Source organism: Antricoccus suffuscus, assembly GCF_003003235.1.
Classification (GTDB): Bacteria; Actinomycetota; Actinomycetes; order Mycobacteriales; family Antricoccaceae; genus Antricoccus; species Antricoccus suffuscus.
The window spans coordinates 1-16,115 of record NZ_PVUE01000025.1; the positions used below are offsets into that span (position 1 = coordinate 1).

The 16,115-nt window shown below is 62.2% G+C and carries 15 protein-coding genes; 4 read left to right on the forward strand and 11 right to left on the reverse strand.

The window, feature by feature from the left end; all coding sequences use genetic code 11:
* The 10 genes from CLV47_RS19930 to CLV47_RS19975 all read right to left on the reverse strand — a co-directional run.
* A partial coding sequence (locus CLV47_RS19930; protein ID WP_170111181.1) for a DUF222 domain-containing protein occupies positions 1 to 937 on the reverse strand: 937 nt, incomplete at its 3' end.
* Between the two features lie 137 nt (positions 938 to 1,074).
* Positions 1,075 to 2,346, reverse strand: a complete 1,272-nt coding sequence (locus tag CLV47_RS19935; RefSeq protein WP_170111182.1) for a DUF2786 domain-containing protein — start codon at positions 2,344 to 2,346, stop codon at positions 1,075 to 1,077.
* Positions 2,347 to 2,600: 254 nt separating this feature from the next.
* The gene (locus CLV47_RS19940; RefSeq protein WP_106350886.1) at positions 2,601 to 3,359 is read right to left on the reverse strand and encodes a sulfite exporter TauE/SafE family protein; all 759 of its coding nucleotides are present in this window, start codon (positions 3,357 to 3,359) and stop codon (positions 2,601 to 2,603) included.
* Between the two features lie 15 nt (positions 3,360 to 3,374).
* The gene (locus tag CLV47_RS19945) at positions 3,375 to 4,109 is read right to left on the reverse strand and encodes an SDR family NAD(P)-dependent oxidoreductase (RefSeq protein ID WP_106350887.1); all 735 of its coding nucleotides are present in this window, start codon (positions 4,107 to 4,109) and stop codon (positions 3,375 to 3,377) included.
* A gap of 48 nt (positions 4,110 to 4,157) precedes the next feature.
* Complete coding sequence (locus CLV47_RS19950) at positions 4,158 to 4,961, reverse strand: enoyl-CoA hydratase/isomerase family protein (RefSeq protein WP_106350888.1); 804 nt, start codon at positions 4,959 to 4,961, stop codon at positions 4,158 to 4,160.
* 47 nt (positions 4,962 to 5,008) lie between these two features.
* Complete coding sequence (locus CLV47_RS19955) at positions 5,009 to 6,232, reverse strand: CaiB/BaiF CoA transferase family protein (RefSeq protein WP_106350889.1); 1,224 nt, start codon at positions 6,230 to 6,232, stop codon at positions 5,009 to 5,011.
* Between the two features lie 96 nt (positions 6,233 to 6,328).
* The gene (locus CLV47_RS19960; protein ID WP_106350890.1) at positions 6,329 to 7,432 is read right to left on the reverse strand and encodes an ABC transporter ATP-binding protein; all 1,104 of its coding nucleotides are present in this window, start codon (positions 7,430 to 7,432) and stop codon (positions 6,329 to 6,331) included.
* A gap of 1 nt (position 7,433) precedes the next feature.
* A complete protein-coding gene (locus CLV47_RS19965) occupies positions 7,434 to 9,206 on the reverse strand; it encodes an ABC transporter permease (RefSeq protein WP_106350891.1) in 1,773 nt (590 codons plus the stop codon).
* A 94-nt stretch (positions 9,207 to 9,300) separates the two neighbouring features.
* On the reverse strand, positions 9,301 to 10,374 hold the full coding sequence (locus CLV47_RS19970) for an ABC transporter substrate-binding protein (protein ID WP_106350892.1): 1,074 nt from the start codon (positions 10,372 to 10,374) through the stop codon (positions 9,301 to 9,303).
* A gap of 231 nt (positions 10,375 to 10,605) precedes the next feature.
* Complete coding sequence (locus CLV47_RS19975; protein WP_170111183.1) at positions 10,606 to 11,328, reverse strand: IclR family transcriptional regulator; 723 nt, start codon at positions 11,326 to 11,328, stop codon at positions 10,606 to 10,608.
* A 253-nt stretch (positions 11,329 to 11,581) separates the two neighbouring features.
* On the opposite strand from CLV47_RS19975, the gene CLV47_RS19980 reads away from it, so the two are divergent.
* Both CLV47_RS19980 and ilvA read left to right on the forward strand, forming a co-directional pair.
* Entirely contained in the window at positions 11,582 to 12,370 is a 789-nt protein-coding gene (locus tag CLV47_RS19980) for an enoyl-CoA hydratase/isomerase family protein (protein WP_106350894.1), read from the forward strand.
* Positions 12,371 to 12,391: 21 nt separating this feature from the next.
* Positions 12,392 to 13,645 (forward strand): threonine ammonia-lyase IlvA, encoded by a 1,254-nt coding sequence (gene ilvA / locus CLV47_RS19985; protein WP_106350895.1) that lies wholly within the window; start codon positions 12,392 to 12,394, stop codon positions 13,643 to 13,645.
* Here the strand turns inward: ilvA and CLV47_RS22250 are convergent.
* On the reverse strand, positions 13,642 to 14,445 hold the full coding sequence (locus CLV47_RS22250; protein ID WP_177557581.1) for a peptidoglycan-binding protein: 804 nt from the start codon (positions 14,443 to 14,445) through the stop codon (positions 13,642 to 13,644). The genes ilvA and CLV47_RS22250 overlap by 4 nt on opposite strands.
* Positions 14,446 to 14,535: 90 nt before the next feature.
* Here CLV47_RS22250 and CLV47_RS19995 point away from each other — a divergent pair, with 90 nt between their 5' ends.
* Positions 14,536 to 15,774 carry an MFS transporter gene (locus CLV47_RS19995; RefSeq protein ID WP_106350896.1) on the forward strand — a complete coding sequence of 413 codons (1,239 nt, stop codon included), beginning with the start codon at positions 14,536 to 14,538 and terminating at the stop codon, positions 15,772 to 15,774.
* A gap of 24 nt (positions 15,775 to 15,798) precedes the next feature.
* Positions 15,799 to 16,095, forward strand: coding sequence for a thiamine-binding protein (locus tag CLV47_RS20000; RefSeq protein WP_106350897.1), 297 nt, complete (start codon positions 15,799 to 15,801; stop codon positions 16,093 to 16,095).
* Positions 16,096 to 16,115: the final 20 nt, after the last annotated feature.

Here is a 16,115-nt window from a genome sequence, read left to right on the forward strand (position 1 = left end):
CGGTGCCGTTGCTACCAGCGTTGCCGGTGCCAGCACCATCGCCGCCGCCGTTGCCGTTGCTGCCAGCGTTGCCGGTGCCAGCACCACTACCACCATCGCTGCCGCCGTGACTGCTGTTGCTGGTGCTGTTGGTGTCGAGGAGTCGGTTGACTGCCGTGAGTAACGCGTCGTGCACGCGCTGCCCACCACTGCGGGCGTCCCGCCCGGACGCGTCGGCGGGTCGGGGCGCGGCGAGCGGGTCGAGGACGGCGCGCAGTTTCGCGAGCAGTTCGGCGGTCACCTGACCGGTCACGGCGCCACTGTGGTGAAAATGCACGGCGCGTTGCCGGGCGCGTTGCTCGTCGCGGGGTTCGTCACCGTCGGGGTCCAACCGGTCGATGATCTCGGCCGCGAGCCGGGTGAGGTCTTTCGGCCCGAGGGTGGTGGCGTGAGTGGTCAGGATGGTTTCTGCCTCGCCGCGGTCCGCGTCGGAGACGTCGGGCCGGTGGGCCAGGTGGTTCAGGCAGGTAGTGATCACGCGGGCTTGGGCCGGGGTGAGGCGTCCGGCGCGTTGCCGCGCCGCGAGGTACTCCCACATCGGTGGCTGCGGCTGGCCGGTGAACGTGACCCGCGGGCCGAGGCTGGCGGCGGCCTCGACCCGGTGCCGCGCGTCGGTGTGCGTCAGGTGCAGTGTGTCGGCGAGCAGGATCGCGATGGTCCGTTTCGACGCTACCTGCGCGGCACTGGTGTCTTCTAGCGCGCCGATGACCGCGTGGTCCACCGCGGCCAACGCGTTACGGGCTTGTTCGAGGTTAGTGGCGAACTGCATCAACCCGGCCGGTCCGAGCCCGGACAAACTGGCGCGGTCGGCGGTATCGATCAACTCCCGCGCGGCCTCAGTGAACGCGTGCTGGACGGTGGCGAGGCGGTCGGGTGCGGGGAGGTAGGCCACGCTCACGACCAACTCACCTCGTTCCATTCGCCAGTCACTTCATTCACTAGCACGTACGTTCGATTCTACTCCGAGGTATCGACGCTTGTCTAGAGGTCAGACTCTATTTTTCGCACGATCACCCAAACGGCGCTATCGGCCCCTCAGAACTGTGCGCGGTCGGCCGCGCGACGACCGGCGTCCCAGCCACGCGGATTGACTGAGTAGGTCCCGCTCTTGCCCAGCCGCGGAAACAGCCGATCAAACTCGCTCTCGACAGCTTCGGCCTGCCGCGCGAACATCGGCACCAAATCGCGGCCGTGCGCTTTGGCTTCCGCCGCGGTGGCCTGCGCGTCCGCTTCGACGAGCCGTTCCCCTATTCGGACCGCGTAGGCCAACAGGAACGACTTACGGAACGATGACGACCGATCGTGTCCACCCGATTGCGACCCGCCCTCCTCGAGCATCGCGTGGGTCGCCTGGACCAGCAACGACGTAAAGAGCATTTCGACTTGGCGTACGTCGACCGGCGTACCGACAACCGTCGCGATCGCGAGCTCTTTGGACCAGACAACGCGGACCCGGTTGGCCTCGCCGATGTGGTGCAGAAGCTGCACTTTGGCCGAGGCATAGGGAGCGACGATGTGGATCCGGGTGGACTGAATTGCTATCTTCTCGTTCTCGCCCTGCAGCAGCGCCTCGTCGATAGAGTGACGCGTCATCAGATCCTGCGCCTTCGCCGTGAGCGCTTCGGCCTCGGCGGCGTACGGCGTCGCCTCGGCCTTGGCGAGAAGGTTGCGGATACGGCCGAGGATCTTCGCGTTGTGAGCGCCGGTCGTCTGCCGTTCGCCATTCTGCCGATGCCGGCGACTCCACTTCGACGGCGGCGGGAGGAGCTTGGGCATGTCTGGTTGGTAGCACAGGATGCCGATCAGCCTCAGCACGTCCAGCCAGGCGTCGCGTAGCGTCCGGCCCGCCTCCGATTGCATGTCGATCGCGGACCAGGGTTTCGTTGTAAGGGGCTCGGGCCCTTCCTGGTCTTCCACCTCGATCTCGAACAGCCCGACCTCGGGCTCGGGAGCCGGAGCGATCGCCTCGACGTCCTCGTCGAGTTGAAAGAGTTCATCCAACTGGTCGAGCCAGCCATCCGGAGCGCGGAGCGCCGCCGACGAGCGACGCGCCTCCTCGCTTACCGCCGCAAGTGCGAGCGGCTCAAGTCGTGGCGCCTGGCGTCGTACCGCATGGATCGAGTCGAGCGGCTGCCAACCGACCTCCCACAGTTGTTGCAGTGCTTGCATCAACACGTCGGTCGCGAGCTCGGTCGGTCCTGAGACACCCTTTGACCTGGCCGCCGCGGCTTCGGCAACCAGGTCATCAACGAGGCCGCTGTGCTGGCGCCCGCGTTTGATCGCCAGCACCAAGCCGATCTCAATCATTCGTTGTTCTAGGGGATCCATTTGCGCGCGCTCAAACAAAATTCCTCACTCCTTCGCGGTCTCAACCTAGCGAAGCAGAAGCGTCCGACACGTGCCTGCGTTGTCCACAACCAAAGTCGGAGGATCTGGGCTGAGCGGTTCCTCCGGAGGTCAGGTCTTGGAAACGTCGAACGAGGATCAGTGTGACACGCTTCGATGAGTCTCGGACGCAATCAGCAGCGATCGTTTCCTGCTGACAGCAAGGCCATAGCCGTCTAGACCGTGTCCCATAAGAGCTTTGCGGCGAGCGCGAACCCGAGGATCGCGATGACGATTCGGGTCGGACGCTCGGGGAGCCGACGCATGATCTTCGGGCCGATGAAGCTTCCGACTACGCCGCCGATCGCGACCGCGAGAGCGGCGAGCCAGTGCACGTGGTTGAAGATCGCGAACCCGACGGCCGCGGTCAAGTTCGCAATCCCGAGCAGCACGTTCTTCTCGGCGTTAACCCGCGGCAGACTCTCCCGGCTCGACATGCTGAGCATCGCGAGGACCAAAACCCCTGCGCCAGCGCCAAAATAGCCGCCGTACATCGCGGCGAGCAGGACCACGATCAGGAAAACCGGACCGGTCCGGCGTAGGTGGTTACCGTCGACCTGGCGCTTCAGGATGTACGGACGGGCGAGGAGTACGCCGCTTGCCCCGGCAACCAGCCACGGGACGATGAAAGCGAAGACCGTGCCGGGCAACGCAAGCAGCAGTACCGCGCCTGCGGCACCGCCGACGAGCATCAACGCAGCCAGCGGCAGCAGTGAGCGAGCCTTTCCGCGCAACTCGGGTCGAGAACCCAGTACGGCACCGACGGTGTTAGCAGTCAGGGCAACGGTATTGGTGATGTTCGCCTGCACAGGAGGGATTCCCACCAATAGCAGCGCGGGGTAACTCGCTAGTGACGCCAGCCCGGCGATCGACCCGGCCAAACCGGCGCCGAAGCCGGCAAGGACGAGAAACCCGAACTGGGCAGTGGAGAGCACGGAATGAAACTACCGTCAGTAGCTCATCGACATTCCACCGTCTACCGCAATCGTCTGACCCGTCACGTAGGTGTTGAGAGCCGACCCGAGTAGCAGCGTTAGCGGTACAACCTCTTTTGCATCACCGAATCGTCCGAGCGGGATCCGGTCTGCGGCGAACGCCCGCCGAGCCTGCTCATCCGGAAATGCGCGATCCAACTGCCCGCTGCGGATACGGCCCGGCGCGATGCAGTTGGTCAATATGTCGTATCCGGCAAGTTCGCGGCTCAGCGTCTTCGCGAGCACCGTCACGCCCGCCTTGCAAACATTCGACACGACGTGATCAGCGCGCGGTTCCGCCGCGGAGACCGCGCCGAATATCACGATGCGTCCTGACCGGACCTTCAATGGATCCGCGGCAGCGCGGCACAGTCGCATCACGGCCATCAGGTTTGTCTGCAGCGCCATTTCCCAGTCATCGTCCGAAGCAGACTCAATCGTTCCTGATACGGCACCGCCTGCGGCTGCGATGACCGTATCGATGCCTCCCATCGATGCGGCCGCGGACTCGACGAGCCGCTCCGGCGCGCCATCTGTGCTCAGGTCGACGTACGACGACCCCTTGCATCCTTCCGGCATAGCCTTCTGCTGATTGCGCCCAGCGCCGAAAACCACCGCACCTTCGTCGATGTAGCCCTCAGCGATGGCTTTACCCAGCCCGTCCGTGGCACCTGTCACCAGTACCCGCCGCCCTGTTAGCCCAAGGTCCATTTTGAGTCTCCTCGTCGAGTTTTCTTGATATCTCGAGCGCAGTACGCCCTATCGTCGTTCGTATATGGCGGGACGCTTTTCGATGAATGAACGGAGCGCCTCTGCGTGGTCGCGGGTCTGCGCCATCTCAAGGAACTTCTCCCGTTGTAGCGTGGCCGCCTCCTTGGCAGTCAGGTCGAAGGCACTCGTCGCGCAGGCCTTTGTGTTCTCCACCGACAGCGGCGCGCGCGATGCGATCTGCTCAGCGAGATCGAGTGCTGCGGGCACCAACGCGTCCGGTTCGTGCAGGGAACTGACAAGTCCGAAGTGATCGGCCTTCGCCGCGTCGTACATCTTGCCGCTGAGCAGCATCTCCTTTGCGCGGCCCATACCAATGACTCGAGGAAGCCGCCACCAACTCAGTATGAGCCCGACGTTGACACCGGCGCAGACGAACCGCGCATTGGTGGACGCTATCCGGATGTCGCAACACAGTGCGAGTTCGAGCCCGCCACCGAGGGTAAAGCCGTTGATCGCCGCGATTACAGGCACTCGCGATTGCTCGATCCTGGTCATGATCGCGCCCAAGCTGGTCGGCGCATCGACGTACGCGCTGAGGTCGTCGAGCGAGGTGACCTGTTCTTGTTCTTTCAAGTTTGCCCCGGAACACCACGACTTGTCCGTGCCTGTGAGTACGACGCAACGTAAATCCGTATCGGCCTCGACCTCGTCCAGTACCCGGAGAAACGCACGGTTCTCCTCCTTGCCTAGCTGATTGCGAGGCGGGCTGTCGATGACAATCATTGCCACGCCGGCGCGCGGCCGCTCGAGTCGGATGGCCGTCGTGTCGGCGATATTGTCGTGTGCAGTCATGTTTGCCTCCCGGCGCTTAAGTGGTTGATAACTCGATTCATCAAGAGTTACGGCGCACTAGCTTTGTTTCGTTTGTGGAGTGATTCCGGCGTAAAGACACTTCCCTGCTTTACCAAGCGATCGATTTCGTCGCTCGACATCCCGACCTCTCCAAGAACTTCTACGGTGTGCTGTCCATGTAGCGGTGCCGCGAATCGAATCGATCCTGGCGTGTCGCTAAGCTTCGCGGGTATTCCCAGCGCCGGGATGCTCCCCTCGATCGGATGCTCGACGTACTGAACGAGCTTGCGAGCAAGCACTTGCTCATTCGACAACGACTGGCGATAGTCGAGGATGGGGCTCGCAGGTATGTCGGCGACCAGGAATGTGTCGATCCACTCGTCGACAGTGCGATCGCTAAGCGCCTGTTCTATTTCAACGATCAGCGCAGGCAAATTCTCCATACGGTTTTGGTTCGTGGCGAATCGGTCGTCATCGAAAAGCGCAGGTCGTGAAATCACCTGGCAGAATGCCGCCCAGAACTTCGCGTTGTTGACGGCTATGGCCAGGTAACCGTCTTTCGCCTTGACAGCTTGGTAGGGCGCAGTCGCACGATGGGCGCTGCCCAAGGCCTCCGGGACATGATCTGTCGCCCAGAGCTCCGCGCTTTCCCATACAGACAGCGAAATCGCGGCGTCGAGCAATGAAGTCTCGACATATTGTCCACGTCTGGTTCGAGTGCGAGCGATGATCGCCGTCAGGATGGCCTGCGAGCAGACCAGACCCGCGGTCAGGTCGCCAATCGGCAGCCCAGCCTTGGCAGGGGGTCCATCCGGCGAACCAGTCACGCTCATGATTCCGGAGAGTGCCTGTGCGAGTAGGTCATAGCCGGGGCGCTGTGCGTAGGGCCCGTCCTGGCCAAATCCAGAGATGCTCGCGTAAATCAGCTCCGGGTTGACGTGTGCAAGCGTCGGCCAGTCGATCCCCAGTTTCGCGGTGACTCCAGGGCGGAAGTTCTCGACGAACACATCCGCCTGCGCCACAAGCTCCAACAGCGCCGCACGCCCGTCGTGATCTTTGAGATCCACTACAAAGCTTCGCTTATTACGGTTGACCGCCAGAAAACCGGCGCCGTCGCTGCCCTTCATCGGATATCCCATCGCCCGCGGGGCCGTACTGGGTTGCTCGATCTTGATGACATCCGCGCCCATGTCCGCCAGCATCATCGTGCAGTACGGTCCGGCGATCACCTGAGTCATATCAAGGATCGTCAAATGGTCGAGTGCTTGCACAGAGGATTCGCTCCAATAGTTGGCGGCGCTTGAGAGCGCCGATGGGGATGAGCTTGGTGTCCACGCGTCGATCGGCTGACACCTTGTTGAGATCGCCTACGCGCTGACGAGCTCACTCGAGGCCTCAACGGTTTCCGACACCCGCTCGACAGCTACCGCGCCATTGAGCCTACAAATGACGCTGTCGCCATTTTGTACACCGACATACGGGCTAATATCGGCCAGCAGCGGGGTTTCAAACCCGTTCAACCGGATCCGCACCTCTTTGGACTCACCGAGAAAGACGACATCCTCCACGACACCTTCGAAATCGGCATCAGAAGTAGAACCATCATCGACAATGCTGACGCCTATCGGCCGCACAACGGCCCACGCATCCGAACCGGTGGGCAGGTCGGAAACGCTTGCGCATTGGATGCGTTTCGACCCGGTCTCGAGCACACCGTCACCGACAACTGTCGCCGGGAGCATGTTCGCTCGCCCGATGAAGCCCGCGACGAACTCGTTCGCCGGTCGCAGGTACAGGTCGGCCGGCGTGCCCACCTGCTGAATTACGCCTTGGTCCATGACCACGATCCGGTCAGCTAAGGCCATCGCCTCACTTTGATCATGAGTCACGTATACCGCGCTAAAACGAAGCGCTGCATGCAATTCGTGCAGCTGCTGACGCATCTCTTCACGTAGCTTCGCGTCGAGGTTCGACAGTGGCTCGTCCATGAGAAGAAGCGTTGGATCCACTGACAGTGCTCTGGCCAGCGCAACTCGCTGTTGCTGTCCGCCTGAGAGTTCTCCAGGATAGCGATCGGCAAGGTGGTCGAGCTTGACCCGCGCCAAGGACTCCTCGATCCGCGTCTGCATGGTCCGCTTCGGCATTTTGCGAAGCTTCAACCCATAGCTGAGATTTTTAGCCACTGTCATATGCGGCCACACCGCGTAACTTTGAAACATCATCGCCATGTTGCGTCGCTCCGGAGGGACGACGCGTCGGGACGAGGAGATCACCTTGTCCTTCAAGAGGATTTCCCCGGACGAGGGATGCTCGAACCCGGCGATCATTCGCAGTGTGGTGGTCTTTCCGCATCCGGACGGGCCCAGCAGCACAATGAACTCGCCGTCCTCGATCTCAAGCCGAAAATCCTCCACCGCCGTTGCGTCGCCGAACTTCTTACCGAGCCCTCGCAGTTCGAGTACCGAACCCATATCATTTGCTCCTCTTGCCTAGAAACCGATCACTGGCCAGGATCCGGCCCACAATTACGGCGATCATCGTGATGCCAACCATTACTACTCCGAGCGCCGCGATTCGTCCGTACAAGGCCTGTTCATAGAGGTTGGTCACGAGCGTCGGCATCACCTGCGTGTCGATACCCACCAGCAGCATCGCGGCACTGATCTCGTGAGTGGAAAGGACGAAGGTAAAAATCCACGCCGAGACCATCGCCCCGCCGGCGAGCGGCACCGTAATACGTGCCATCGTCTTGACCAGCCCAGCGCCGCCAATCCGAGACGCCTGCTCAAGCTCAGGGTTAATCTGCGCAATCGCAGGCTGTATGTTCTGAAACGCGATTGGCATGAACCTGACCCAGAACGCGACGATCAGAATGACGCCCGTGCCATAGATCAGGATTGGTGGGCGGGAGTACGCCGCGAGCATTCCGATCGCAAGAATCATGCCCGGCACTACTAGCGGCGTCGTCGTGAGGAACGCGAGGACACGGTTCACCAGATTGTTTCGTCGTTCCGACAGATACGCCACGACAAAACCGACGATCATGCAGAGCGTCCCCGTCCAAAGTGCGAACTCCAGGGAGTTTCCGATCGCTTGCGCACCGTTGTTGAATACCCAGTTGAAATTGTCGAAGTTCAGATCGAGACCGAGCCGGGTCCAGTTTCGCAATAGCGCCATATATACGAGCGTGCCGGCGGGCAGCAACACCGCAATCACAAAGAATCCCCATGACAATACGGCGGCAGGCCATTTCCACGCGCCGAGCTTTACTTTGTACGGCGCACCGCCTCGACCGCCCACCGTGACATAGCTGCGGCGCCCCATGATCCGTTTCCGAAGCCAGATCAACAGCGCCGCGAAAATGACGAGCGGAAGTGCGTACGCTGCTGCGAGTTCGGGGCGTTGCGGGAACGCGAAGAACGAGAACAGTTGGGTCGTGATCACCTGCTGTCCGGCAGGAACAGCGATCAGCGCGGGCGCTCCGTAGAGCGCGATGGTCTGCAGAAAGGTCACGATCATCGAACTGAGGATCGCTGGTAACACTAGCGGCAGCACAATCGTTATTGTCCTTCGCAGTCGGCCAGCACCCATGATCGCCGCGGCTTCCTCAACCTCTCCACCGACATTGTCCAAGCTGGACACAGTGAATATGAACGTATACGAAAACAAGCTGAACGAGATCAGCAGCGCGAGGAACGTCATCGAGAAGACGTTGAACGGCTTGACACCGAACAGCGAATCGGTCAGCTTATTGAGCATCCCCGAGTTTGGGCTGGCCAACAGGACCCAAGCGACCGCCGTAATCAGGGACGGAAGCACAAAGGAGATATAGACGGCCGAACGCATCAGCTTCGCGCCAGGCAGGTCTGTGCGAGCAACCAGCCATGCGAGCGGCACGCCGATTACGACGCACAAGATCATGACCGTTCCGCTGAGCCGGATTGAGTTCCAGACCGGCCTTAGGAACTCCGGGGCGCTGAAGGCGTCCACGAAGTTGCTGAACGTGAAGCCATCCCCCTTGGGATCACTGATGCTGTCGAAGAAGATCCAGGCGAGTGGTAATACCACCACCAGCAACAGCACGACCAACGTCACGAACGACGGAATGCCCCACTTGACACGCTCACTGATCATGGGGCGCCTGGTTCGGACCTCACCCGGCCGGCCCGGAGACGGTGGCGCGCCGACCGCTCCCGGATGCGCGCCCGCCACTATGTGTACCGGCGACTCCTGTCCTACAGACATACGCGACACTCCTCATCGGTGTACGGCATCGGTACGCCGGCCCGAACACACATGGGCGACATGCGTATCAGCATCGTGGCCCAAGTGGCCACGCTCATGCGCCGAACAGGGCTTGCCAGCGTTTGATGACTACGGGAACCGTGGACTCCAGCGCTGGCAACTCCGGCCGGATGTAGTCGGCGGTCTTGGCGCCATCCAAGTTCTTGGGCGGGTTGACGCCCTCGATTACCGGCAGAAGACTCGCATTCTCCGCGAGGTACTTTTGCACTCCCTTGCTCAAGATGAACTCGGCCAGGAGTTTTGCCGCCGCCGGATGTTTGGCACTCTTCGGAATCGCGTTGGGACACGGCATTATCACTGCCCCGTCCTCCGGATACACCATCGCAATCGGGCTACCGTCCTTGATTGCCTGCGCGACAGTCTGATCCGAAGAAACACCAACAGCACGCTCGCCGCCGGCAACCCGCGGAATCGTATCGGTGACCGACTGCCCGACGAGTACGTCCTGCTTCTGTAGGTTGACCAGGTACTGATCGCCGAACATCAGGTACATCTGCGTTGCCCAAGTTCCGACATAACCGCTGGCGCCCGGGTTACCGGTCGCGATTTTGCCTTTCCACTTGGGATCGAGCAGATCACTCCAATTCTTCGGCGCGTCTTCGGGCTTCACCTGGTCGGTGTTGTACGAGATGATGTTGTTGCCAACAGCGCCAATGTGGTAGTAGCCGGCGGGGTCGTCGTACGCCGAGTACGCGCTGATCCGGTTGAGGTCCTTCCTCGGCTTGAAAGGCAAGAGCTTGCCGTCCTTGGCGAGGCCAGCGACAATTCCCATCTCGGTGATTCCTAATAGATCCGCTGACGGCTGTCCCGCATCTTCCTCTTGGCTATATCGCTGGTAGATCCGCTGGGCAGTTTGGCGATAGAGACTCACCTTGATCTTCGGGTATGCCTCTTCAAATAGGCTTTTGACGGTCTCGGCGGTCTCGCTGTCGTAGTGCGCTGTGTACCAGGTGACCGCGCCTTCCTTCTGGGCATCGGCTAGATATGGCGAGCTCTTATCCGCAAGATCTTTGCCCGCTCCATCTGTCGTCGACCCTCCACCGCAGGCCGCCAAACCCAGCGCCAGAGCCAGAATCGGCGCAGCGAGAAATTTCAAATGACGGTTCATTCCACGTGCCTTCCAATAGCGCGTCAACAGACGGTTTGCGTGTTTGCTCGTTCAACTGGGAGAAATCGCTAACCACGTGTTGGCGGGAGATGCGTTGGACTACCTGAACTCAGAATTGAGTCTCGCTCGATCCTGATTCATACCGTTCCGTTTTACGGAACACATGTTCCGTTTTGACGTCGGACGTCATTTAACAACGGTCGTAGGGTGATGTCAATAACCGCGCTTAGATCAGACGACTACGGAGTTGGCCGCCCCGATGACAAGGGCCCCGTATTCGGCCCACTTGGATCGCGGCACACGCGACGATGGCGCGGAGATACTGATAGCCGCTACCGGGCGTCCCAGACGATCGACGATGGCGGCCGCGATCGCCGTTATATCTGGATTCCCTTCGCGATCATTAATCGCGTAGCCCTTCCGTCGCGTCTCTTTGATCTTCTTCATAAAATTGTCGAACGAGGTCACCGTGCGCGGCGTAAGTGCGGCCAACTCGGTGCCAACAATCTGTCGGATTTCCTCGTCAGATAATGGCGCTAGCATCGCTTTGCCGGTCGATGCGGTATAGGCCGGCTGCGTCCCGCCAATCCGACTCCACGTGCGCAACGCACGCGCCGGCGACGACTTCTCGATCAACACAACGACCGATCCCTCAAGGACAGTCAGATGGACGGTCTCCTGAACCGCCTCGGTGAGTTTCTTCATCGCCGGTTTGGCGACCCGCGACAGGTGTTTCTGAACGTCCATGTGTGCAGCCAGACCCAACACTTTGCTGCTCAGGATCCAGTCCCGGTTGTCGCTGCGCAGAATCCATCCCTCGCGCGCCAAAGCTTCGAGCGACCGCTGCACCGTAGTCTTCGGCAATTCCAACTCGCGCGAGATCAGGGATACCCCAACCGGCTGGTTTTCGGCAACGCATTCCAGTACGGCAAACGCGACTTGGAGACTCCTCAACGTATTTCCAATCATGATGGCGCTAGGGCGCAACTAGGGCACAGCAGGTCAAGAATCCGCCGGATCGGCCTGGCGCGATAGACAAGAAGCGAACCTCGTCAGAATTCTATGGGCATCGCACACAAGAGCGACGGACTCAGGCCGCGAGTTCTGACGGTCGGGAGGTCATGCGGCCTGGTCGTAATGGGCGCCGCCGCGTACGACCTCCTGCATGGAAGTTAACCTGGTGTCCCCATCACAGCAGGGAGCATGAGTGACCATCCATAGCAGTATCAGCGAACTTTCCGTCGAGGTCCGCAATGGAGTTGCGATCCTCAGCCTCAACCGAGCCGAGAAACGCAACGCGCTCGCATTACGTATGTGGCAGGCAATCCCGGCGATTCTGGATAGCGTCGAGGCCGACTCGGACATCAGCGCATTGGTATTCACCGGAGCGGGCGATCATTTCAGCGCGGGCGCCGACATCAGCGAGTTCAAGACTGTGCGGGGCACCGAGGAAGGCGCCGACAGCTATCGGAACGCAGTCGATGCCGCGGAACGCAAGCTCGCGGCAATGACCAAACCGACCATTGCGATGATCCGTGGCTACTGTGTCGGTGGCGGCTGCGAGATCGCCCTCGCTTGCGACTTCCGGATTGCCAGTACGACGGCGAAGCTCGGCATCACCGCCTCCAAGCTCGGCATTGTGTACGGCGTACCGTCCACCCGCCGACTCGCCAGCATCGTCGGCCCGGCATGGGCAAAATACGTGTTGTTCTCGGCGAAGATCCTGGACGCGGCGAAGGCCGACAAGATCGGCCTTCTCACCGAACTCGTCGAAGACGAGGCGCTGGAGAGTACGACGTTCGAGTTCGCCGAGCTGCTCGCCGGCCGGTCGCCGATCACCATCGCCGCGTCGAAGATGGTCATCGACCAGTTCAGCCAGGTCGACACTCTTGAGGCACCGGACCTCGCGCCGCACGCACGCGCGGCCGTCACCGGCACTTATTATCAGGACGCGGTGACCGCCTTCAACGACAAGACACTCCCCCGCGAGGTCTGAATCGGCCTCTAAACTGGCGACATGCCAACCGCCCCACCAATCCGCGCGGCGGATATTGCAGCAGCCAGCGAACGCATAGCCCCCGTCGTACGGCGCACTCCATTAGAGTTCAGCCCCCGGCTGTCCGCGTCGTACGGCGCGACGATCTATCTCAAGCGCGAGGACCTTCAGGTCGTCCGGTCGTACAAACTGCGCGGCGCTTATAACGTGATGGCGCAGTTGACGGACGCCGAGCGACGCGCGGGTGTGGTCTGCGCTAGCGCAGGCAACCACGCTCAGGGCGTCGCTTACTCGTGCCGCACGCTTGAGATCTCCGGCCGGATCTACCTTCCGCGCAATACGCCGCGGCAGAAGCGAGACCGGATTCGCGCCCTCGGAGCAGATCAGGTCGAGCTGGCGTTCGTCGGCAACACGTACGACCAGGCGGCCGCGGCCGCGATGGAGTACGCCGCGCAGACCGGCGCCACCGTGGTCGCGCCATTCGACGACCCGCGCACGATGGCCGGGCAAGGCACCGTCGCAAAGGAAATTCTCGAGCAGCTCGACTCTGCACCGGACTCCATCGTGATCCCGGTCGGCGGCGGCGGGCTGGCCTCAGGGATGACAGTGTGGTGCCGCGAGCAGGCCGCGTCGACCCGACTTATCGGGGTAGAACCCGAAGGCGCGCCGTCGATGCAGGCAGCGCTGGCGTCCGGGATGCCGGTCAAGCTGCCGGCCCCGGACCCCTTCGTCGACGGCGCCTCGGTCGGTCAGGTCGGCAGCGCTCCGTTCGACGTGCTGTACGCCGGGGACTTCGAAATGGTCGACGTGCCCGAAGGCGCCGTGTGCACCCACATGCTTGACCTCTACCAGAACGAAGGCATCATCGCCGAGCCCGCGGGAGCCCTGTCGATCGCGGCCCTCGACGTGATCGAGATCAGGCCCGGCGAGACGATCGTCTGCGTGATCTCCGGCGGCAACAACGACGTCTCGCGGTACGGCGAGATCCTCGAACGCTCGCTTGTCCACAAGGGCCTCAAGCACTATTTCCTGGTCAACTTCTCCCAAGAGCCCGGCGCGCTGCGGCGGCTATTGGACGCAGTGCTCGGCCCCGACGACGACATCACGTTGTTCGAGTACGTCAAACGCAATAACCGAGAGCTCGGGCCGGCGCTGGTCGGAATCGAGCTCGGTAACGCGGACAGCCTGCCGGCGTTCCTCGAACGCGCCGCGCACGCGCCGTTCGAGATCGAGATTTTAGAACCGGGCTCCAACGCCTACCGCTATCTGACCTAGCCGCAGCCCGCGGCTGCCGTAACCTTCGCCCAGGTCTCTGGACCGACAATGCCGTCGGCGGTCACTCCTTGCGCCGCCTGGAACTCCTTCACCGCGGCGACGACCGACGCGGCCATTTCGCTCCGGTTGGCCTCGTCTTTGGCCAGGTACCCCTTGTCGGCCAGGAACTGCGCGAGGTCGTAGACCTGCCATCCACTGGTCGCCCCGATCGACGCATCGGCGGACAATTTGGGCAGGCTGGCGGCAGGATACGAGCAGACACACAGCAGGTTGCTCAGTCCGTCCGTTGCGCTGCCTTTCAGCGTCTTGAGGCTCGTCCCTGGCAGAGTCTGGCGCGCGGCGCACGCCGCATTGCCGTCCGGATAGGGACCGAACGCAATGACCACGCTTGCACCGGAGGTCGAGTTCGCCAGGCAACCGGCCTGGATCTGGCTGAGCACCCCACCGGGGTACGTCGCGGCGATCCCCGCCGGGTCGGACAACAGCGCCGTCTCACTCACGCCGCCATCGGTCACGACGTACGACGGCCCGGCGCAGTCCAGCGCGGGCAGCGAATCAGGGTTCGTGGTCGGCGGGGCGGACGACGTACTTGACTGACTTGCCGATGATGACACCGAGGACGACGGCGACGAGGTGCTCGCAGACTTCTTGGACGCCGCGCCGGTCTGGCCGAACACGATGAACGCCACGACGACAAGTACGACGACGACGGCAACCACCGCGAGCACGGGACGTAACGGAATTGGGTGCCGATCCGAACTCGCGTGCCGCGGCCCCCGTTGGTTATTTGGCGAAGTCACCCAGCAATTTTAGGCCGCGAACACTTCGAACGCGCGCGTATCCGTCGTGTCGCCGGGCGAATCCAGTAGCGTTACCTCCGTGGTGAGCCAGTGCTAGGTCCGTATCGGGAGGTCTTGCGCACCCCACACACGATTCCGATGGAACTCTCCGGGTTCATCGGTCGGCTACCGCTCTCCATGGTCGGGCTCGGGTCGGTATTTCTGATCATCGGCAACTATCCGGGCAAGGCATACGGCCTCGGGGGCACTGTCGCGGCCGTCGGCGCCATCGCCACGGCCATCATGGGCCCCATCCTCGGCCGCTTGGCCGACCGGTTCGGACAGCGACGGGTGCTCATCCCCGTCGTCATCCTGTTCGGTGCCGGCGCGACGCTATTCATCATCGCGGTCAAGAACCTCGCGCCGGCGTGGGTGCTCTGCATTGCCGCGTTGCTGGCCGGAGGCTGTATCCCGCCGGTCGGGTCGATGCTGCGCGCACGATGGTCCTACCTCCTCGAGGGATCTCGGCGGCTTCCGGCCGCACTTGCGATGGAGTCGGTCCTCGACGAGCTGGTCTTCATCATCGGACCGGTGCTCGTGACGTTTCTGTCCTCCACTGGGCACGCGACTAGCGGGATGGTGGTGGCCGCCGCACTGGCCGTCATCGGCAGCCTCACCTTCGCGGCCCAACACCGGACCGAACCACCGCCGGGCCGGTCCGAGAGCTATTCAGGTCCGTCCGCCATCCGTACGCCGGGCCTGAGCATTCTGTGTCTCGTCGGGTTGTCCATGGGAATGACGCTCGGCACGTTTGAACTCGTACTCGTCGCATTCGCCAAGTCGCAGCACGAAAGTTCGCTCGCCGGCGTGCTGATCGCGGCGCTCGCCGTCGGCTCGATGCTCTCCGGGATCGTCTGGGGCACGATCAACTGGCTCGCACCGCTCAACCGCCGGCTGCTGCTCATTCTTTGCGCCCTCGCGATCGCGACGCTGCCAATGCTCGTGACCACCAATATCTGGCTGCTGCTGATCTTCGTCGTCATCTGCGGGATGGCAGTCTCGCCGACCCTGATTACGTCGTTCACGTTGTGCGAGGAGCTAGTGCCCCGCGAATCGACCAACGAAGGGTTCACCTGGATCGGTACGACGATCGCGCTCGGCGTCGCCGTTGGCACGTCTGCTTCGGGCATCATCGTGGACTCCTACAACGCCAATCTCGCCTTCGGGGTCGCGACCATCGCGGCCGGGATCTCCGCACTTGCGGTGTGGGCGGCGCAACGACTGCTGCATCCGAAAGGGCGCATTATCTCCACCGATTCGTCGTACGGCTATCCGGACCTCACCGAGTAGCCGGCCGGACACTACAGTCGAGGCATGCTCGTAGCGTTCAGCATTTCCCCAGGTTCAGCGTCCGAAGACGGCTCCGTCACCGACGGGGTCGCGGCGGCGGTCAAGGTCGTTCGCGACAGCGGACTCCCCAACGAGACCAACTCGATGTTCACCAACATCGAGGGCGAGTGGGACGAGGTCATGGCCGTCATCAAACGCGCGATCGACGCGGTCGCCGCCACCTCGCCGCGCGTCGGCCTCGTGCTCAAGGCAGATATCCGGCCCGGGTACGACGGGCAGATGACCGCCAAGGTCGAGCGCCTCAACTCAGCGGTCGGCTAAGACGCCGGGTCCGGATGTGT